The 18,478-nt window shown below is 38.4% G+C and carries 17 protein-coding genes, 17 tRNA genes and 1 pseudogene; 6 read left to right on the top strand and 29 right to left on the bottom strand.

What is annotated here, in order from left to right:
• The 3 genes and pseudogenes from FZF09_RS22910 to FZF09_RS22370 form a co-directional block, all read left to right on the top strand.
• Positions 1 to 322, top strand: a pseudogene (locus tag FZF09_RS22910) (hypothetical protein); the annotation flags it as partial.
• 113 nt (positions 323 to 435) lie between these two features.
• The gene (msrA, locus tag FZF09_RS22375; RefSeq protein WP_158738743.1) at positions 436 to 972 is read left to right on the top strand and encodes a peptide-methionine (S)-S-oxide reductase MsrA; all 537 of its coding nucleotides are present in this window, start codon (positions 436 to 438) and stop codon (positions 970 to 972) included.
• Between the two features lie 87 nt (positions 973 to 1,059).
• Positions 1,060 to 1,136 (top strand) — tRNA-Pro (locus tag FZF09_RS22370).
• A 58-nt stretch (positions 1,137 to 1,194) separates the two neighbouring features.
• Here FZF09_RS22370 and FZF09_RS22365 read toward each other — a convergent pair.
• From FZF09_RS22365 to lepB, 5 genes are all read right to left on the bottom strand, one after another.
• Positions 1,195 to 1,704 (bottom strand): small multi-drug export protein, encoded by a 510-nt coding sequence (locus FZF09_RS22365; protein WP_158738742.1) that lies wholly within the window; start codon positions 1,702 to 1,704, stop codon positions 1,195 to 1,197.
• 9 nt (positions 1,705 to 1,713) lie between these two features.
• Complete coding sequence (locus FZF09_RS23235; protein WP_158738741.1) at positions 1,714 to 2,295, bottom strand: TetR/AcrR family transcriptional regulator; 582 nt, start codon at positions 2,293 to 2,295, stop codon at positions 1,714 to 1,716.
• Between the two features lie 324 nt (positions 2,296 to 2,619).
• Positions 2,620 to 2,937, bottom strand: coding sequence for a YbjQ family protein (locus FZF09_RS22355; protein ID WP_158738740.1), 318 nt, complete (start codon positions 2,935 to 2,937; stop codon positions 2,620 to 2,622).
• 70 nt (positions 2,938 to 3,007) lie between these two features.
• Positions 3,008 to 4,177, bottom strand: coding sequence for a sporulation protein YhbH (yhbH, locus tag FZF09_RS22350; protein ID WP_370514524.1), 1,170 nt, complete (start codon positions 4,175 to 4,177; stop codon positions 3,008 to 3,010).
• Between the two features lie 157 nt (positions 4,178 to 4,334).
• Positions 4,335 to 4,889, bottom strand: coding sequence for a signal peptidase I (gene lepB, locus FZF09_RS22345; RefSeq protein ID WP_158738738.1), 555 nt, complete (start codon positions 4,887 to 4,889; stop codon positions 4,335 to 4,337).
• A 451-nt stretch (positions 4,890 to 5,340) separates the two neighbouring features.
• Between lepB and FZF09_RS22900 the strand changes: the two genes are divergently transcribed.
• Positions 5,341 to 5,514: a hypothetical protein gene (locus FZF09_RS22900; protein WP_233269605.1), complete on the top strand. Its 174-nt coding sequence runs from the start codon at positions 5,341 to 5,343 to the stop codon at positions 5,512 to 5,514.
• A 4-nt stretch (positions 5,515 to 5,518) separates the two neighbouring features.
• On the opposite strand, the gene FZF09_RS22340 is transcribed toward FZF09_RS22900, so the two are convergent.
• The gene (locus FZF09_RS22340; protein ID WP_158738737.1) at positions 5,519 to 7,414 is read right to left on the bottom strand and encodes a PrkA family serine protein kinase; all 1,896 of its coding nucleotides are present in this window, start codon (positions 7,412 to 7,414) and stop codon (positions 5,519 to 5,521) included.
• Between the two features lie 180 nt (positions 7,415 to 7,594).
• Here FZF09_RS22340 and FZF09_RS22335 point away from each other — a divergent pair, with 180 nt between their 5' ends.
• The gene (locus FZF09_RS22335) at positions 7,595 to 9,460 is read left to right on the top strand and encodes a transglycosylase domain-containing protein (protein ID WP_158738736.1); all 1,866 of its coding nucleotides are present in this window, start codon (positions 7,595 to 7,597) and stop codon (positions 9,458 to 9,460) included.
• 29 nt (positions 9,461 to 9,489) lie between these two features.
• On the opposite strand, the gene FZF09_RS22330 is transcribed toward FZF09_RS22335, so the two are convergent.
• The 6 genes from FZF09_RS22330 to queG form a co-directional block, all read right to left on the bottom strand.
• Positions 9,490 to 10,047: a DUF5366 family protein gene (locus tag FZF09_RS22330; protein ID WP_158738735.1), complete on the bottom strand. Its 558-nt coding sequence runs from the start codon at positions 10,045 to 10,047 to the stop codon at positions 9,490 to 9,492.
• Positions 10,048 to 10,120: 73 nt separating this feature from the next.
• The gene (locus FZF09_RS22325) at positions 10,121 to 10,426 is read right to left on the bottom strand and encodes an antibiotic biosynthesis monooxygenase family protein (protein WP_158738734.1); all 306 of its coding nucleotides are present in this window, start codon (positions 10,424 to 10,426) and stop codon (positions 10,121 to 10,123) included.
• Between the two features lie 484 nt (positions 10,427 to 10,910).
• Positions 10,911 to 11,384, bottom strand: coding sequence for a tRNA (uridine(34)/cytosine(34)/5-carboxymethylaminomethyluridine(34)-2'-O)-methyltransferase TrmL (trmL, locus tag FZF09_RS22320; RefSeq protein ID WP_158738733.1), 474 nt, complete (start codon positions 11,382 to 11,384; stop codon positions 10,911 to 10,913).
• 77 nt (positions 11,385 to 11,461) lie between these two features.
• On the bottom strand, positions 11,462 to 12,346 hold the full coding sequence (locus FZF09_RS22315) for an amidase domain-containing protein (protein WP_233269604.1): 885 nt from the start codon (positions 12,344 to 12,346) through the stop codon (positions 11,462 to 11,464).
• Between the two features lie 137 nt (positions 12,347 to 12,483).
• A complete protein-coding gene (locus tag FZF09_RS22310; RefSeq protein WP_158738732.1) occupies positions 12,484 to 13,017 on the bottom strand; it encodes a methylated-DNA--[protein]-cysteine S-methyltransferase in 534 nt (177 codons plus the stop codon).
• Between the two features lie 91 nt (positions 13,018 to 13,108).
• Positions 13,109 to 14,263, bottom strand: coding sequence for a tRNA epoxyqueuosine(34) reductase QueG (queG, locus tag FZF09_RS22305; protein WP_158738731.1), 1,155 nt, complete (start codon positions 14,261 to 14,263; stop codon positions 13,109 to 13,111).
• Positions 14,264 to 14,342: 79 nt separating this feature from the next.
• Between queG and FZF09_RS22300 the strand changes: the two genes are divergently transcribed.
• Positions 14,343 to 15,035: a B3/B4 domain-containing protein gene (locus FZF09_RS22300; protein ID WP_158738730.1), complete on the top strand. Its 693-nt coding sequence runs from the start codon at positions 14,343 to 14,345 to the stop codon at positions 15,033 to 15,035.
• A gap of 204 nt (positions 15,036 to 15,239) precedes the next feature.
• Here the strand turns inward: FZF09_RS22300 and FZF09_RS22295 are convergent, their stop codons facing one another.
• The 17 genes from FZF09_RS22295 to FZF09_RS22215 form a co-directional block, all read right to left on the bottom strand.
• Positions 15,240 to 16,184, bottom strand: coding sequence for an alpha/beta hydrolase (locus tag FZF09_RS22295; protein ID WP_158738729.1), 945 nt, complete (start codon positions 16,182 to 16,184; stop codon positions 15,240 to 15,242).
• A gap of 508 nt (positions 16,185 to 16,692) precedes the next feature.
• Positions 16,693 to 16,777, bottom strand: a tRNA-Leu gene (locus FZF09_RS22290).
• Between the two features lie 5 nt (positions 16,778 to 16,782).
• Positions 16,783 to 16,872, bottom strand: a tRNA-Leu gene (locus FZF09_RS22285).
• Between the two features lie 19 nt (positions 16,873 to 16,891).
• Positions 16,892 to 16,966 (bottom strand) — tRNA-Cys (locus tag FZF09_RS22280).
• Between the two features lie 46 nt (positions 16,967 to 17,012).
• Positions 17,013 to 17,087, bottom strand: a tRNA-Gly gene (locus FZF09_RS22275).
• 6 nt (positions 17,088 to 17,093) lie between these two features.
• Positions 17,094 to 17,168 (bottom strand) — tRNA-Gln (locus tag FZF09_RS22270).
• A gap of 10 nt (positions 17,169 to 17,178) precedes the next feature.
• Positions 17,179 to 17,254, bottom strand: a tRNA-His gene (locus tag FZF09_RS22265).
• An 11-nt stretch (positions 17,255 to 17,265) separates the two neighbouring features.
• A tRNA-Trp gene (locus FZF09_RS22260) sits at positions 17,266 to 17,339 on the bottom strand.
• A gap of 7 nt (positions 17,340 to 17,346) precedes the next feature.
• A tRNA-Tyr gene (locus tag FZF09_RS22255) sits at positions 17,347 to 17,432 on the bottom strand.
• A gap of 2 nt (positions 17,433 to 17,434) precedes the next feature.
• A tRNA-Thr gene (locus FZF09_RS22250) sits at positions 17,435 to 17,510 on the bottom strand.
• Positions 17,511 to 17,514: 4 nt separating this feature from the next.
• Positions 17,515 to 17,590, bottom strand: a tRNA-Phe gene (locus FZF09_RS22245).
• 19 nt (positions 17,591 to 17,609) lie between these two features.
• Positions 17,610 to 17,685, bottom strand: a tRNA-Asp gene (locus FZF09_RS22240).
• Positions 17,686 to 17,883: 198 nt separating this feature from the next.
• Positions 17,884 to 17,960: transfer RNA gene (locus FZF09_RS22235), tRNA-Met, on the bottom strand.
• 16 nt (positions 17,961 to 17,976) lie between these two features.
• Positions 17,977 to 18,052, bottom strand: a tRNA-Val gene (locus FZF09_RS22230).
• Positions 18,053 to 18,060: 8 nt separating this feature from the next.
• Positions 18,061 to 18,135, bottom strand: a tRNA-Glu gene (locus tag FZF09_RS22225).
• A 22-nt stretch (positions 18,136 to 18,157) separates the two neighbouring features.
• Positions 18,158 to 18,251 (bottom strand) — tRNA-Ser (locus FZF09_RS22220).
• A gap of 3 nt (positions 18,252 to 18,254) precedes the next feature.
• Positions 18,255 to 18,329, bottom strand: a tRNA-Asn gene (locus FZF09_RS22215).
• Between the last annotated feature and the right edge of the window lie 149 nt (positions 18,330 to 18,478).

The following is an 18,478-nucleotide window of genomic DNA, read 5'->3' as shown; positions in this document are numbered from 1 at the left end:
GGCTAATTTGCGTTTCACTCGAATGTCGGTGAGAGGCAAAGAAAAAGTAGAAAATGAACTAGGATTTGTATTCATGGCGGTAAACTTGAGAAAGTATACCGCCTCCAAACATCATGGACCCCTGAATAATAATCAAAAAAGATTCCGATTATCAAAAAACGATAATCGGAATCTTTTTTACTATTTCGGGCTAGTTATGTCCCAGCCCCTGCTTTTTTGTTCCAAAATGGGTCGAAATATTACACCATACAGAAAAAGTAGCACTTTGGAAGAGCTGCCGGGCAGGCTGCGTGAAATGCGCAGCAGCAAGCTGTGTACCTAAAGCCGCCTTTTGGATACCAATTTCAAGAATTTAATCTAATACAAACATGCTGCTAGCAGACGTAAAAAGTTGCGTGGTATACTATTTTTTAAAAGCAGAAAGGAGTTTTGTTCATGAAAGGTGATGCTCAATACCAGAAAGCTACTTTTGCTGGAGGATGTTTCTGGTGCATGGTTAAACCATTTGATGAAATGAAAGGAATCGTTAGTGTCATTTCTGGTTACACAGGTGGAAATGTTGAAAACCCAACGTACGAAGATGTAAAAACAGGCCAGACCGGTCATTATGAGGCTGTACAAATAACTTTCGATCCTCACTTGTTTCCCTATGAGAAACTTCTGGAATTGTATTGGCCTCAAGTTGATCCTACGGATGACGAAGGCCAGTTTCACGACCGAGGGCCTCAATATAGAACAGCCATTTTTTATCACAATGAGCTGCAGAAAGATTTAGCAGAAAAATCTCGACAAGATATAAAAGACAGCGGCCGTTTTCAAAAACCGATCGTCACAAAAATTCTACCCGCTGCAACCTTTTACCCAGCTGAGGAATATCATCAGGACTTCTATAAAAAAAATGAAAAAGCGTATAAAAAAGACCGTGAGCAATCAGGACGTGATGAATTTATCGAGACGTATTGGAATTCTTGAGCTGCTGTAGAAGCACATCAGAGCTTCTATTATCCTGCTGAGCCGTTGCAAGTCTGCAATGAATATATTAAAATATCTTTGTAAAGACGGGATGTAGCTCAGTTTGGCAGAGCACAGGCATGGGGTGTCTGGAGTCGCAGGTTCAAATCCTGTCATCCCGACCAGTTTCGAATATACCTAATAAAGCTGTGTCAAAGAAAAATTCTTTTAACACAGCTTTCTTTAACTAAACAAATTCGCAAGCCATTCAATGCCATAAAAAGAAACAGCCGTCATTCCTAACGTCCATAGGGCAAGGCTGACATTCATCCACCATACAACCTTTCTTTTCTTTGCGTTAAAAGCCATTGCAAATATAGTTGCCAAGTGGATACCTGTTATCCCGGGCCCAGCAAGCGCAAGTCCTGCTACACCATATTTATCAAATACACGCTGCATTTTTTCTTTCCTCGCTTGTTTTTTAGCAAACTTATCATTATCTGCGCTTTGCTGAATAGCACGCTTAAACCTAGTCCGTTCTTTCCATTTTTTTATCCATTTCATTTCACGTAAGCAATCCATACCGTAAATTAATAAAAAAACTGGTAAAGCATTTCCAAGGAAGGCAATTACACCAACCATCACTGGATTTAACCCCGCTCCTATTCCGATAGGGATTACTACTAATAGTTCGAGCCAAGGCGTTGCTGCCATTAAAAATATACTTATATACCAACCGATAACTTCTGTCATTATCCCCACCTACTTTCTAACACATATCCCATTCCAAAACACCATCCAACCAGCTTCTAGTTTGGATTCCACTTTTTCTTTTGAATATATAAACATGTCTGTAGAAATTCCATCAAGCAATGTATAAAAAGCCTGCAAATATATTTGTATATCTCCTGGCTGAATTTCATTGCTTTTAATACCATCTTCAAATAACTGAATGTAGATTTCATCCGTTTCGCCTTCCCATAATTCAAAGCGTTTCACGATATTTTCTCTAAGGTCCATTGGCGGAAACATCAATACTCTCATGTACATCATGCCTATATCGTGAGAGCTTAAAAATTGCGCTGTTGATACTAGAGCTTGTTTTAATTTTGTTTTTACAGTCTTTACTTTTATGTTAGCTAAGGACTCATTAACATAGTCTACATAGGCGCGAAAAACATCTTCAATCGTCGCGAAATACAGTGCTTCTTTGCTATCAAAATGATTGTATAATGACGGCTTTTTAATCCCTACTCGCTTTGCTATATCTGACAGACTTGTTCCATCGTAACCATTTTCGGCAAATAATTCTAAAGCGTTTTTTTTAATTTTATCTACTGTCATATCCTCAACCCCTTCAACAGCAAACTAACTAACGGTCGGTAGTTATTTTACACTGAACGCATAGATGAGTCAATAATAATCGTTTCCCTCACTAATAAACATAATTTTCCGTAAACTTATTAAACAAAGAATCTTATTATTTAAGCATTAATTTTGGCTAAGTCTTCACGTCTTGTTAAGGATTTACTCGTAGAACAGCAGTTAGAACTGGAGCTGGATAACAATTCTTAGAAACACTCTGCTTTTTATTCACCTAAAAATGTCACGAGCTGTTGGAGGGAAAAAAAATAAGCCTGCGCGTCAACGCAAGCTTTAAAAAATTGCCTATTTTTTTAACGTTACAGCAGTACCATAAACCATCACTTCAGAAGTACCGTTCATAATAGAAGAAGAAGAGTAACGTACGCTTACAACTGCATCCGCTCCCAGCTTTATTGCTTCTTCTATCATTTCTTTTTCAGCGTATTCTCTTGCTTCTAAAAACATTTCTTCATACTCTTTCATCTTTCCGCCAATCAGTCCTCGTAAACTTCCTGCAATATCTTTGCCAAGGTGTTTAGCTCTTACCGTATTACCTTTTACTACTCCTAAAGCTTCCTTTACCTCACTACCTGCTACATTTTCCGTATTAACAATTATCATAAAATCCGGCCTCACTTTTAACAGACTTCATTTCTATTATATACGAAAGAAAGCCGGAAAAGTTTCATTATTAAACGTATTCTGGCTCTTCTTTAGAAAAAAACCATTTTAATGCATGAAAGACATCACCTTTTTGCTTCAGAATATAATGACGGAAGCGATCATCATTAATTTTTCTGTACGCTTGCATCAATGTGGAGTGACGCTGATATTGGTTTACCTCTGCATAACCTACCATGCTGGACAATTCCATTAATTCATTCATTAACCGTAAACATTTATGATTGTCAGAGGTTAAATTGTCTCCATCTGAAAAATGAAAAGGATAAATATTATAAAGAACTGGAGAATAATTTTTATCAATCGTTTCAAGTGCTTTTTCATAAGCAGAAGAACAAATAGTTCCACCACTCTCTCCTTTTGAAAAGAAGTCTTCTTCACTTACAACTTTTGCTTCCGTGTGATGTGCAATAAATTCGATATCCACTGTCTCATATTTCGTTCTTAAAAATCGTACCATCCAAAAGAAAAAACTTCTTGCCATAAATTTTTCCCATCGTCCCATAGAGCCTGAAGTATCCATCATAGCAAGGACAACCGCCTTAGACTCTGGTTTTACTTTTTCATTCCATGTTTTAAAACGAAGGTCTTCATTGTAAATAGGATTAATATTAGGTTTGCCTTTTAATGCATTTCTCTTAAATGCGGATAAAATGGTGCGGCGCTTATCAATATTGCCCATTAACCCCTGTTTACGTATGTCATTAAATTCTATATCTTCTACTACTATTTCGTCCTTCTCTTTTTGCTGCAAGTTAGGTAAAGTCATTTCACGGAATAACAGTTCTTCTAATTCTAATATGGATACCTCAGCTTCATAATAATCTTCCCCTGCTTTGTCGCCTGGTTTTTTCCCTGAAGCTCCTTTTTGCTCCTTTCCTCCTCCAGGTTCCCTTGCGATGACGTCTCCTTCTTTACTGTCCCCATCACCTTGACCTGTATATTTGTTATTGTCCATATTATATCGAATTTTATATTCATCCACAGAGCGAATAGGAATACGGATTACATCTTTACCATTGGACATAATAATATTTTCCTCTGAAATGAGGTCCGGTAAATTTTGTTTCACAGCTTCCTGCACTTTTTCCTGATGACGCCTTTGATCTTGATAACCTTTTCGATGAAGGGACCAGTTCTCTCGAGACACTATGAAATTATGCTTACCATTTCCTGACATCATGGGCCCCCTTTCAATGCTACCCATTTAAAAGTGGATTATTCTTATCTTATGCGATGAAATCAATATAGTTGCAAAAATTCTGACTAAAGACCAACCTATCTTTATTTACTTTATGAAAAAAACCTTTGTGGCATAACCACAAAGGTTTCAAATCTTAGCGCATAAATGTAAATTCATTTATTGGCCAGTAACGGATATTTGCTTTTCCAACAATTTCATTCATATCAATAAAACCTAACTGTCGGCTGTCCATACTGTTTTGTCTATTGTCACCTAGAACAAATACTTTTCCTTCAGGGACTTCTGTCTCTCCAGTAATTTCTTCTAATGTAAAATCATTAGTGAAATCGTCCCCTCCCATCTGGTTTTTAAAAGGGGTCAAGTATTCTTCCGTTTGTTTTTCACCATTTATATAGAGGGTGTCGTCTTCATATTCAATGTAATCACCTGGAAGTCCGATAATTCGTTTTATATAATCACTTTCTTCATTTGCATGAAACACTACCAGATCAAAGCGGTCAGGTTCCGAAAATTCATAGCCTATTTTATTAATTATTAAACGTTCACCGTTTTCAATTGTCGGCATCATAGACTCTCCATGTACCATATAATTGGCAAAAAAGAAAGTACGTACAATTAATACGATGATAATAACAACGGCAAACGTCTTAACCCAATCCCAAATTTCCCGTGCTAAATTATTCATCATCTCTCCTCCATTCATTCTATTATAATGTATCATTGTTATACATAAACGGCAATTGTTGAGTTTCTTGTTAAAAGCTTTTTGCTGAGATAGCTTTAGAAAAACTAAGCTTGCCGCCGGCTTCTATGATGGAAGTCGTAGTTTTACTTATACCTTGATCCTTTTCCTAAAGTATAAGAAAAGTGCAAGCGCCCTGGTCAGCCGCGACAGGTTCTGGAGCTTTCGCGCAGGGTCGCCTGCGGCCCGGAGTCGAAAGGGAAGACATCAGACGTTCAGCTCATTTTAATGAACTTCTCCTAAGATCGCACACGTCGACGCATAGGATGTGCGAATGTCGCCAATGCCATAGGACGCGGCGTTTTTGGCGACGAGTGTGCAACGTTGAAGTCACCACATCGTGTGGATGTACGTCCTGTGACAACGCTGAACGGGCTTGCACAGGAGGTGTTGACTTTTGCGTTGCGACAGGACGTTCGCGGTTTTAGCAAAAGTTCCTCTGTATCGTGTGCGCCTGAGCGGCTGGGCGCTGAAGCTAGACATCAAAAACGCCAAGATGTATACTTTCTTACCTAGTAAAAAAGCCTTTCTTCATAATGAAGAAAGGCTCAACCAAATATCATTTACTTAATCGTCTAACGATTCAACAGACTTCCCACGTAGCGCAGTAATTCATTTGCAGATACTGAATTATACCCATGTTCATCAATTAACCTAGCAATCACATCATTAATTTTCTTCAATTGAGATTCATCTGGTGTTTTTGTAGACGTCGTTATTTTCACTACGTCTTTTAGATCTGCAAACAATTTCTTTTGTATTGCTTCTCTTAAGCGTTCATGAGAGTTATAATCAAACCTTTTCCCTTTTCGTGCATAAGCGGAAATTCGAATTAAGATTTCTTCACGGAACGCTCGTTTTGCATTCTCAGAGATACCAATCTGTTCTTCAATAGAACGCATCAGCTTTTCATCAGGGCTCATTTCTTCCCCGGTTAACGGATCTGTTAATTTGTTTTTATTGCAATACGCCTCTACATTATCTAGATAATTATCCATTAATGTCTTGGCTGACTCTTCATAAGAATAAACAAATGCTTTTTGGACTTCTTTCTTAGCAGCTTCATCGTATTCTTTTCTCGCAACCGAAATAAAATCTAAATACCTTTCCTTATCTTCTTTCGATATGGATGCATGCTGATCGAGTCCCTCTTTTAACGAACGAAGAACATCCAGGGCATTTATAGATGCAACATCTTTACGAATAATGGCAGATGAAATACGGTTTATCACATACCTCGGGTCTATTCCGTCCATGCCTTCATCTTGATATTCATTTTTCAATTCTACCACGTCTTGTTCTTTAAAACCTTCAAGTTCTTCCCCGTCATATAAACGCATCTTTTTGACGAGATCTACACTTTGTTTTTTCGGATCCTTTAACCTGGTTAAAACAGAAAATACTGCTGCTGTCCGTAAGGCGTGTGGAGCAATATGCACATGAGCCATATCACTTTCTCTAATCATTTTTTCATAAATTCTTTCTTCATTTGTAACACTTAAATTATACGGAATATTCATAACGATAATCCGTGAGTGAAGTGCTTCATTCTTTTTGTTTGAAATAAAAGATTTATATTCTGCTTCATTCGTATGAGCTACAATGAGTTCATCCGCACTAATGAGGGCAAAACGTCCAGCTTTAAAATTTCCTTCCTGAGTTAAAGATAACAAGTGCCATAAAAATTTCTCGTCACACTTAAGCATTTCTTGAAATTCCATCATACCTCTATTTGCTTTATTTAATTCTCCATCAAACCTATAAGCTCTAGGATCTGACTCTGAACCATATTCAGCGATCGTTGAAAAGTCAATACTGCCGGTTAAATCAGCAATATCCTGTGATTTAGGATCAGACGGGCTGAATGTTCCTATTCCAACTCTCCTGTCTTCTGAGAAAAATATTCGTTCCACCATGACATCTTCAATATTTCCACCATACTCTTTTTCAAGCCGCATCATATTTAAAGGGGAAAGATGGCCTTCTACTCGAATGCCATATTCATCATAAAATTCTTTTCTAAGGTGAACCGGTATCAAATGCAGGGGGTCTTCATGCATTGGACAGCCTTCGATTGCATAAACAGCACCTTCATCCGTTCTCGTGTATTGTTCTAACCCTCGCTTTAGTAAAGTAACAATCGTTGACTTACCGCCGCTTACCGGCCCCATTAAAAGTAAAATTCTTTTCCTGACATCAAGCCTGCGGGCAGCAGAGTGAAAATATTCTTCTACTAATTTTTCTAAGGAATCCTCTAAACCGTAAATTTCTTTTCCAAAAAACTCGTACATTTTTTTGCTGTCTCTTTCTGTTACACCCGCATCCTTTATCATATTATATACCCGTGAATGAGCAGTCTGAGCAATATGAGGATATTCTTTCACTAACTCTAAATATTCCCTAAAAGTTCCGCGCCACTTTAAGTTTTCTTCTACTTCTCGAGACTGACGTATTTTATCAATAATACTCAATTTAAGAGCCTCCCTTTCTTCGTAAAACAGAGTAAGATGCGAAGAAAGCAGATTGGGCTGCTTCCTAAATACCTTGTTCATTACTCCATATCTATGCAAAAAAAAAGAGAACATAACCCTGCTCTTTTGCCGATATTAAAGTTAGAAAAGAAAAATTTGTGCTTGAGAGTGTGAAACCTTATGAAAACTTCAACTGGATACGTATTTATAGTGTTTTTAATGATAGTTTTTATGATCTTACTTAGCAGCACGATGCATCAAGCAAATAATGTTAAAAGTATAGAAACAGTGTTAGAAAGTGAAGTCCACATAAACAGCATCAAAGTTCCGCAGAATAGTTATATTTATGATAAAAACGGTGAACGTTTTTCTACAGTTAAATTAGAAGAAAATCGGAAGTACATTGATTACGAGGACATTCCAGAACTTGTCATCCAGGCTTTTTTATCTACCGAAGATCAACAGTTCTACGAACATAAAGGGGTGGATATCTCGTCGATTGTTCGGGCACTTATTGTAAATGCCAGATCCAACGATATTGAAGAAGGAGCAAGTACCTTAACACAGCAGGTTGTCCGAAACATATATCTTTCTCATGAACAAACGTATAATCGTAAACTCAGTGAAGTACTTTACTCCTACCAGATTGAAAAAGATTATTCAAAGAGTGATATTCTAGAGCTTTACATTAATACGATTTATTTTAACAACGGTATTTACGGATTTGAAACGGCAAGTCAAACATATTTCGGCAAATCAAGTAAGGAACTGACCCTTGCTGAGCTATCATTTCTAGCAGCTATTCCAGCAAACCCCAGTCATTATGATCCATTAACTAATAAAGAGAACACTCATTTGCGGCAGCAATGGATTCTAAATAAAATGGTGGAAGCAGAAGTAATTACAGAAGAAGATATGGAAAAAGCTTTATTACAGAATGTAGAAATCAATTTTACTGAACCATCAGAGCACTATCCTGATTATGCGCACTATATTGAACACGAATTAAAACAATTGATAGCATCTAAAGAAGGGTATCAACAAAAAATGGATACAGCTGATGAAAAGGAAAAAGTAACGATACAAAAAGAATTAAAAAGCAGAGTACATGAAATTCTTCAATCAGGTGTACATATAGAAACATCTATGGATCCCGTTATTCAAGAACAGGCAGCAGCTAATCTCAATGACCAATTAAATCGATGGAACGTACAAGGAGCAGCTGTGATTATTGATCATGCCAAAAACAGCATCGCAGCTATGAGCGGAGGCAGAGACTATCAAAAATACGATTTCAACCGAGCCTTTCAAGCGTTTCGTCAGCCTGGTTCCACAATAAAACCGCTGCTCGTATTCGGCCCTTATATCGATCAAACCCAAACTAGCCTTAAAACACATATAAGTACAGACCAGTTCTGCCGCAACGACTACTGCCCTTCTAACGCAGGAGGTGGTTATTACGGCAGCACGACAATAGAAAATGCTTTCGCTCAATCTTACAACACCGTTGCTGTTAGACTGTTTGATCAAGTAGGTATTTCTACAGCTTTTTCTTATCTAGAAAAGTTTGGTTTTTCACAAATGGAGCCTGAAGATTATTCGCATCCAGCTGCAATAGGTGGTTTTTCTCACGGAATGAGTCCTTTAGAGTTAACAAGGGCCTACACCGTTTTTTCTAATGATGGCCATTATACTAAAGCTAGAGGCATTAAACAGGTTAAAGATAATGATGGAAATGTTTTATATGAATGGAATAACAGCTCTGAACCCATTTGGGAGGAAGAAACAAATGACAAACTTAGAACGATGCTGCAAAAAGCAGTTACCGATGGAACAGGCCGATACGCAAATATACCAGGAGATAACATCGGGGGTAAAACAGGTACTACTAACGATACGTTTGATTTGTGGTTTGTTGGTTATAACGATCGCTTTACTACTGGAGTGTGGATTGGACAAGATACCCCGGCAACTTTAAAGCATATACAGCCCTCACGCCCTCATTTAAGCTTGTGGAAAGACATAGTATCACATCTTCCTCAATAGCAAAGAAGCGGCTGCTCTTAACCGCTTCTTTATATAGGAAGACTATTAATAAAACTATTATAAAGCCTTATAGCTGCATAAATTACAGCCAGCACAAAAACACACCAAAAACTAATGTGGAAAAAAATCATTCCAAACATTCCTGCACCAGACATGGATTCCGCGACATTATACACAAAATAAATGAAGTAAATAACGGTTGCCAGTAAAAAGCTAGCCCCTATTCCAGCAGGAAAGGTTATAAACAAAAGAGAACAACAACTCGCTATTAAGTAAATCCATGTTCCGCCACGAATTTTACGAAGTTCATTTCCATCTTCATCTTTAGAAAAAAACAATAAAGATAACTCCATCATAGTATTGGCAATTAACTTTAGCGCAGCAAATACCATAAAATAAAAAAAAGTTAATAAAAAAAGCAGTGTTAATTTTATACCGGTTTCAGAGAAAAATTCCAGCATTCCGGTATATAAACCAATATCTGACAGCCATTCAATAATGATATTTTCGGTATAGATAGAAAGTGAAATACTGAACAGCAAGATTGAAAACAAAGGAAAATGACTTGTTAGGTATGTATTTTTCATTGCAATTCCTTATCTCCCGTTGTTATTACCATGAAGGATTAAGCGGAAGGGTGTTCCCTTCCGCTTAATCCTTTTATAAATGATGTATTACTTCAAAAGCTTTTAATTCGCTTCCAGAAGCAGGTCCTTTCTCTTTAGACTCTCTTTTTTCCTGGTGAGCCTTTTTAAAAGCATCACTATTAAGCCAATCTTCATAATGCTGCTTTGATTCCCACTTTGTAAAAACAACTTGTTTTCCGTTTTCCTCATCTTGTTCTAAAAACATAAAATCCAAACATCCTGGAATGGCTTTCATATTTTCAGCACTTTTGCCAAAACGGCCTTTCATTGCTTCTTTTGCTTCATTTGGTACATGAAGCTCATTCATTACTACATACATTTACAGATACCTCCCGTATAAAAAGTACAAAAATAGCATAGCATACTTTATAAATTAAATACGATACATTACCTTATTATACCAATGTAACAGATGAACCTCCAAATGATAATGTTAACCAAGGATTCACAGCACTTGGGAAATAGGGTATAATATATTTATGAAGACAAGCGTTAAAGGAGGATTTACATAATGAAATTAGTGTTGCTCCTTGGAGTATGTGTTGCTTTTCTCGTATCCATCCTTACTGCAGGTTTTGAAGATAAACCTCATAAGTATTAATTTTTCCATCAAAAAGAGCCTTATAGGCTCTTTTTGTTTATTCAAAACACTTATTTATTAGACTATCTGTTCCTTAGCCATCCCTTTTGACTCCGGTTGTAAATGCCTCTGTGCGAGCGAGGACCGCCTTCCACATGCACTCACGACCAGACAACTGAAACACGTGTTTTTGGCCAAACATTTTTATTTCTAAGGGCTTTTCTTAATACAACGCAGAGAAATTTTGCTGTCGTAATGCTTCATATACAAGAATCGCTGCAGTATTAGATAAATTTAGGGAGCGTATATGATTATTTTGAGGGATCCGCAGACACCTATCCACATTATCAGATGTAATATTTTCTGGCAGACCACTCGTTTCTTTACCGAAAACAAAAAAATAATCCGTGTTCGGATCTCCAAAAGAAAACGCACTATATGGTTTTTTTCCAATCGTTTCAATGAAATAAAATTCACCTTTAGTGTAGCATTCAAATAGTTCCTCTAAAGAATCATAATAATGAATCTCTACGTTTGGCCAGTAATCACAGCCCGCTCGTTTTAACATTTTATCATCTGTAGAAAAACCAAGCGGTCTAATTAAGTGTAGATGTGTGCCTGTGCCTGCACAAGTTCTAGCTATATTTCCTGTATTTGCAGGAATTTCTGGTTGATATAATACAACATGAATACTCATTTCTGCACCTCGTCTTATTTCATAACATCACTCGTAATTATACCATAATCTATATCTTACGTTATTTGTATTATATATTATCCGATACGAAAAAATTTATATTTTATGTTTGGTGTCCAAGCAGTGGAATCTTCATATTTCCAATACCTTGCTCTGCTGTTTTCTGTTTGAGCATTAACCAGCGGTTCATTATTGCCATCAAATCCTGTTACTATTGTACTGTGCTGCCAATTTCCATCCCCATTGAAATCATAGCAGATAATATCACCAAGCCCTAAATCTTTTACATCCTCTGATTCTACAGCTGTCAAGCCACTGGTGGATCCGCTCAAATACCAGCGGAATGAGTGAGCAACAGCCCAGCTATAACTCCAATTACTTTTCCCATACCACCATCCCCTCCCTCTATTAGGCATCCCGCGCATAGGTGCCTTTCCAGCACGCAAACATTGCGAAATAAAATTCGTACAATTATTGGTGAATTTTTTATACTGCGGATTATAATCATTCCACCAACGTTCCGCATATTGTACAGCTGCCCGGCGGTCGTATTCAAATGATCTTTTATCTTCTTCTTCAATTGTCGTGGTCCATTTCGGTTCAACTGGAACTTCTTCATGGATCAATTGATCTATGATAATATTACCGTCATGTGTTTTGGCAAACCGTTTTAGTAAATGTTCTTCTAAATGATACTTCTCCCCAATCTTATATAATCTGGAGTAGAAAAGCTGATATGTTATATTTTCTTGTTTACCATTCTTTTGAACCCTGTAAGGTTGAACGGAAGCATTCATTTTAAGCAGGGCAGCCCCTCTTGTTTGTAATGATTGCCTAAAACGATAAAGCATTTCAATCTCTTGTGGTGCTAGTTTTTTGGGTCTAGTCTGTACGTTTCCTAATTGAAAGTTTAACCATTCTTGTATATGAGAATATAGGGCTTTGTCCCAATTTCTTCTCATAAAACACCCTTCCTTTCATTAGACACGGCTTTGTTTTTATCCTATTAATAAGAATCCTTGTTAAGTACAAGTTTCAAAAATAAAAAACGCTGCACCTCTTTGAAAAGAAGTACAACGTATTATAATAATACTATTCCCTATGAAGAGATTTTTTCTAATGCCCCTTCAATTTGCAGCAAATACATTTTTTTGTCCAGACCCCCGCCATATCCAACCATGTTTCCGTTGCTGCCTATAACCCGATGACAAGGAAGAAAAATAGGAAGTGGATTCTTATTATTAGCCGAACCAATGGCTCGAACCGCTTTTGGAGCCCCAATATCTGCTGCTATTTGTTTATATGACCGGGTCTCGCCATATGGTATATGCTGTAGAGCTTCCCAGACTAATTTTTGAAAAGGGGTGCCATATAAATCTAGATGGAGATCAAAGATTTTCCTTTTATGAGTAAAATACTCTTCCAATTGAACCATTGCCTCATTTAATGCTGCTTTATCTTCTATGAGCTGTCCAGATATATTTTGTTTTCGCATCCAAGCATTAATAATGGGCAGCACGTTTTTTGTTTCACCGAACTGTAAGGAGCAAATTCCATTATCTGTTGCAGCTAATGTTAATGGGCCGATTGCACTGCTATAATTAGCATAGTAAATAAACTTTCCTCCCGGCATAAACACCTTTCCTTTCTCCCCTAAGTCAATATAAAAGGTCATTGTGGTGATATGAGAGTTTATAAAAGTGGATGGCCAAACGTTTTGTATATTATTTAGAGGATAACATTTGATCTTCCATTAGTTGATTAAGAGCATTATCAATTTCTTTCAAAACTTCACGCTCTGTCTCGTATCCCTTCGCTTTTTCTAATAGAGTTATTGTTCTTTTCGTATTAATCTGACCAAGTGACCAAGCGGCAGTGCCTCGTATTACAGGTCTTGGATCATTGTTTAGCAATTGACCTAATGTCTCAATCGACTCTTCAGCCTTAAAGTGGCCAAGTGCAATAATAGCATTACGCTGAATCGGTTTTTTACCACGCCATGACCCTGCAAGACGTCCATACTTCTGTTTGAACTCCTTGTTACTTACTTGTAAAAGCGGGAGTAATTTCGGTTTTACAGTTTCTGGATCAGGTTCAAATTCTTCTTGATGATGAAAGTCCATTCCTTTATTTTCAGGACAAACTTGCTGGCATGTATCACAACCGTATAATCGGTTACCTAGCTTTTTTCGGTATCTTTCCGGCAAAAACTCTTTCGTTTGTGTTAGATAAGCAATACATTTATTAGAGTCTAATTGCCCCCCTTGAACCAAAGCTCCAGTTGGACAAGCATCCACACATTTATTGCACGTACCGCACTGTTCTGTAATTGGGTTATCAGGAGGAAGCGAAATAGTCGTGATCATTTCCCCTAGGTATACATAAGAACCAAACTCAGGAGTAATAATGGCACAATTTTTACCGCTCCATCCTATACCAGCCCTTTCTGCAACAGCACGATCAGATAATTCCCCTGTATCTACCATTGATTGACACCTGGCCCCCGGCACAAGCTCCAACATATATTCCTCTAATTTTTGAAGCCGGTCCTTTAATACTCGGTGATAATCTTCCCCCCAAGATGCTCTGCAAAATACTCCGCGTCTATCTCCCTTTGTACTTTTTGGCGGATTCTTCATCTTTGAAGGATAAGCTAGTGCAATAGCAACTATTGTCTTTGCTTCTGGAAGTAACTTGGCAGGAGTAACTCTTTTTTCAATGTCTTTTTCTTCAAAACCGGATTGATAATTTAATCGTTGTTGTTCATGCAGCCGATCTTTTAATGACAAAAATGGATCAGCTGACGTAAAACCAATCTTATCGATACCGATATCTTTACTATATGCCACAATCTTATCTTTGAGCTGGGCCCCTGTCATGATTCCCCTCCTTTCTCACTTCTTATAAAATTATGGTACACTGCAAATAACAAGAGAACGTAAAGGGTGAGTGAGTATAATGCAGTTTATTTTATCTGAAGATTTATTGACGGTGTTACCATCATGTAAGTTCGGTATTATTACTTATAAAAACATCGTTGTAGATGAATCTCCTAATATGCTGAAAGGCAGATTGGAATTTTTTCAGGAAAAAATTCGAACAGATCTAAAGCAGCAATCTGTGCTAGATTATCCAGGCGTTCGTGAATGGCACGATACGTTTAAAACAGCAGGAATAGATCCAAATCGTTACCGTCCTTCCCAAGAAGCATTATTTCGAAGGATAGAAAAAGGGAAAACTCTTCCTTTTATACATTCAGCAGCCGATTTGAATAACTTTTTTTCCTTGCAATATGAAATCCCTATAGGAATCTATAACTATGATACCTTAAGTGATTATATCAAAATTTGTATCGGAAAAGAAGGCGATTCCTTCGAAGGGTTAAACGGCAGAAAGAATAATATGAATGGGAAGATTTGTACATTAGACAACGATGGAGTATTTGGCAGTCCTATTGTCGATTCGCTACGTACAAAAACAGATACAAACACTATCAATGCTGTACAAATTTTTTATTTAAAGCCTTCCATGAAGGAAAGCGAAGTGAGTGAACTACTGCAAGCAGCTTCCAAAATGTTCACTCAACTTCATAGCGGAGAAGCAGATATGTATGTTTTAAACAAAACAGAACAAAAAGCAAAGATAACTTAAATCAGTGTTAAAAAACCGACTCATTTAGATGGGAAGTCGGTTTTTTAAGTTTAACGGTTAGCTTTTTTCTTTTATAACTCATGAATCTCATTTAAGTTTAATTTCATTTGAGTGGTTAATCGCGTTTTCAAAAATGAATTGCAATACAATAAAAAAATTATTAACGCTTTTATAAAGAACAACCTTAGTTTCCAAATGACATAACTACTCCTCTAAAGCAGCAGTAATAAAATCCTTTAGCCGTTTTTCAAATTCCTGAGGTTCGGTATGATAAGCTTTTATATGACCAGTGTCAGGTACAATCCATAACTCTTTGTCACCGCCGGCAGCTTCATAAATACGGGAAGCCATTTCTGTTGGAACAAGTTCATCATCTTCCCCGTGTATTATGAGTAAAGGGCGCGTATTTTTTTGTACTTGCTCAATGGCAGATGCCTCTTTAAATGTGTATCCGTGCCTAAATTGTGTAATGAAACTAGCTACATCAAGCAGTGGAAAGGAAGGCAGGCCGTAAAGATGCATTAATTGATGTGTAAGTTCTTCCTCTACAGTCGTATAACCGCTGTCTGCAATGATACCTTTTACTTCTTCAGGAAGGTCTTCCCCACTTATCATCAGGGCAAGAGATGCACCCATAGATTCTCCGTGTAAAAATATTTCTTCCGCCTCGTGTTCCTCCATTAAAACTTCTATCCACTGTTGAAAATCAAGGCGGTCATGCCATCCATATCCAATATATTCTCCTTCACTTTCACCATGGCCGCGAGCATCAGGCATTAATATTTCATAGCCCATACTATGATACAATGCTGCAATATCTTGAATGCTCTCTTTCTGATTTCTATAACCATGAGCAAGTAAAACCACCTTACCGGAGTTAGACTTATTTTCAATAAAACCAGCTTTTAATGTCAAATTATCAAAAGTGGTAATCGTAAGCGTTTGCATATTCTGATTATTCAACCAATCAGTATCCTGAAAAGAACTCTCACCCGCAGCAGGAGCAGATACTGTTTCCTCGCCTCTATATAACTCCACTTCTGCTCCTCGCTTCACGCTTTCACTGTAAAGATAATGCCCCCCAAAAAGAATAATTGCAAAAAAAATAACAACCATAACTCCTGAGACAATAAGGATCCATTTTTTCATCCCTCTATCTCCCGTCATTCAAAATATAAAAATAAAAATGATTAGAGCATGCTTTGGTGACCAGATATTTCTTTTAATTTTTGAATATAAATGTATTCACTTAATATCACAGCTTTCTCATCAAAATATTGCAGTCTTTTGTAGTGAATGGTGTGTCAGCTTATCAGTAATAATCTGTAATAAATACAGGCATAAGATAAAAACGTTATAGTTTAACAGATGTTTTTTTCATTTAACATCATTTGTAATAATTTATAGTAATGATATAGCAAAACGTTCACAAATTCAATTACTTTTCTGAATATTAGATCTATAATTTGTTTATATCCTTAAAATTAATACTAAAAAATATATTCGCTCATGTTATGTAATATAGTGGCCGTTAAAGGATTTGAATAATTTAAAGGGGGAAGGTGAATGCTTGAATTTCATATAAACAAAAAAAGCGATTCCCTGTAATAGGACATCACTTTAAACTGTTGTTATATTAACGTTATTTCGTTATGCATGGTAGCGGTGGTCGGGGTCGAACCGACACTCCAAAAGGAACACGATTTTGAGTCGTGCGCGTCTGCCAATTCCGCCACACCGCCAAAAATGGTGCCGAGGGCCGGACTCGAACCGGCACGGTTGTACACCAACCGCAGGATTTTAAGTCCTGTGTGTCTGCCAATTCCACCACCCCGGCAGTTAAATATTTAAATGTGTGGAGGCGGCACCCGGATTCGAACCGGGGAATAAGGGTTTTGCAGACCCGTGCCTTACCACTTGGCTATGCCGCCATGTGCATATTATACCATATGAAGAACATGCACATTAAGTGATAATTGGAGCGGAAGACGGGATTCGAACCCGCGACCCCCACCTTGGCAAGGTGGTGTTCTACCACTGAACTACTTCCGCACTCTTTGGCTGGGCTAGCTGGATTCGAACCAGCGCATCACGGAATCAAAATCCGTTGCCTTACCGCTTGGCTATAGCCCATTATTGCAGATGGGGCGATTGGTGGGGATCGAACCCACGAGTGCCGGAGCCACAATCCGGTGCGTTAACCACTTCGCCACAACCGCCATTTTTTTAATGGCAGGGGTAGTAGGAATCGAACCCACATTGGCGGTTTTGGAGACCGCTGTTCTACCATTGAACTATACCCCTATGAACATGGTGGAGGGGGACGGATTCGAACCGCCGAACCCAGAGGGAGCAGATTTACAGTCTGCCGCGTTTGGCCAACTTCGCTACCCCTCCAATGGTGCCGGCCAGAGGACTTGAACCCCCAACCTACTGATTACAAGTCAGTTGCTCTACCAATTGAGCTAGACCGGCATGATGGTGGCTCGAGACGGAATCGAACCGCCGACACGAGGATTTTCAGTCCACTGCTCTACCGACTGAGCTATCGAGCCAATAAATTTTTGTTTTATATGGCGGGCCTGACGGGAATCGAACCCGCGATCTCCTGCGTGACAGGCAGGCATGTTAACCGCTACACCACAGGCCCATTTTTGAATAATAATCTGCGAATCTCTTCGTCAACTGCTGTCGTTCTGTCAGTCACGTACTGATGTACGCTCCTTCCTCACTCCCTTGCTTCCTCGACCTTCTTGATTATTATTCAAAAAGGTGATTGGATCAAAGGCGAATCTCTTCGTCAACTGCTGTCGTTCTATCAATACAGATAATTACTATTAGATTAAATTGGTTGCGGGGGAAGGATTTGAACCTTCGACCTCCGGGTTATGAGCCCGACGAGCTACCAGACTGCTCTACCCCGCGATATTCCGATATTAAGTGGTGGAGGATGACAGGATCGAACTGCCGACCTCCTGCTTGTAAGGCAGGTGCTCTCCCAGCTGAGCTAATCCTCCGATGTATATGGTGACCCGTAGGGGATTCGAACCCCTGTTACCGCCGTGAAAGGGCGGTGTCTTAACCACTTGACCAACGGGCCTTTCTTAATTATGTATATGTTATGGCGGAGAGCGAGGGATTCGAACCCTCGAGACGGTTCTACACCGCCTACACGATTTCCAATCGTGCTCCTTCGGCCAACTCGGACAGCTCTCCGGGTGGCTCCACAGGCAGGATTCGAACCTGCGACCGATCGGTTAACAGCCGATAGCTCTACCACTGAGCTACTGTGGAATTTTCCAATAGTTTATTCACTCACAGTAAATTAATATACCATGTTTTCGATTGAATGTCCAGTATTTATTTAAAAATTTCTGCCTGGCAGCGTCCTACTTTCACAAAGGGTTGCCCCTTCATTATCATCGGCGCAAAAGAGCTTAACT

The sequence above is a fragment of the Alteribacillus sp. YIM 98480 genome (assembly GCF_009765375.1).
Taxonomy (GTDB): domain Bacteria; phylum Bacillota; class Bacilli; order Bacillales; family Marinococcaceae; genus Alteribacillus.
This window is presented reverse-complemented; position numbering and strand designations above follow the sequence as displayed.

Bases quoted from the DNA above. Each gene is read 5' to 3' on its own strand.
- msrA (WP_158738743.1), top strand. From the start codon at position 436: ATGAAAGGTGATGCTCAATACCAGAAAGCTACTTTTGCTGGAGGATGT.
- FZF09_RS22365 (WP_158738742.1), bottom strand. From the start codon at position 1,704: ATGACAGAAGTTATCGGTTGGTATATAAGTATATTTTTAATGGCAGCA.
- FZF09_RS23235 (WP_158738741.1), bottom strand. From the start codon at position 2,295: ATGACAGTAGATAAAATTAAAAAAAACGCTTTAGAATTATTTGCCGAA.
- FZF09_RS22355 (WP_158738740.1), bottom strand. From the start codon at position 2,937: ATGATAATTGTTAATACGGAAAATGTAGCAGGTAGTGAGGTAAAGGAA.
- yhbH (WP_370514524.1), bottom strand. From the start codon at position 4,177: ATGTCAGGAAATGGTAAGCATAATTTCATAGTGTCTCGAGAGAACTGG.
- lepB (WP_158738738.1), bottom strand. From the start codon at position 4,889: ATGATGAATAATTTAGCACGGGAAATTTGGGATTGGGTTAAGACGTTT.
- FZF09_RS22335 (WP_158738736.1), top strand. From the start codon at position 7,595: ATGAAAACTTCAACTGGATACGTATTTATAGTGTTTTTAATGATAGTT.
- FZF09_RS22330 (WP_158738735.1), bottom strand. From the start codon at position 10,047: ATGAAAAATACATACCTAACAAGTCATTTTCCTTTGTTTTCAATCTTG.
- FZF09_RS22325 (WP_158738734.1), bottom strand. From the start codon at position 10,426: ATGTATGTAGTAATGAATGAGCTTCATGTACCAAATGAAGCAAAAGAA.
- trmL (WP_158738733.1), bottom strand. From the start codon at position 11,384: ATGAGTATTCATGTTGTATTATATCAACCAGAAATTCCTGCAAATACA.
- FZF09_RS22315 (WP_233269604.1), bottom strand. From the start codon at position 12,346: ATGAGAAGAAATTGGGACAAAGCCCTATATTCTCATATACAAGAATGG.
- FZF09_RS22310 (WP_158738732.1), bottom strand. From the start codon at position 13,017: ATGCCGGGAGGAAAGTTTATTTACTATGCTAATTATAGCAGTGCAATC.
- queG (WP_158738731.1), bottom strand. From the start codon at position 14,263: ATGACAGGGGCCCAGCTCAAAGATAAGATTGTGGCATATAGTAAAGAT.
- FZF09_RS22300 (WP_158738730.1), top strand. From the start codon at position 14,343: ATGCAGTTTATTTTATCTGAAGATTTATTGACGGTGTTACCATCATGT.
- FZF09_RS22295 (WP_158738729.1), bottom strand. From the start codon at position 16,184: ATGAAAAAATGGATCCTTATTGTCTCAGGAGTTATGGTTGTTATTTTT.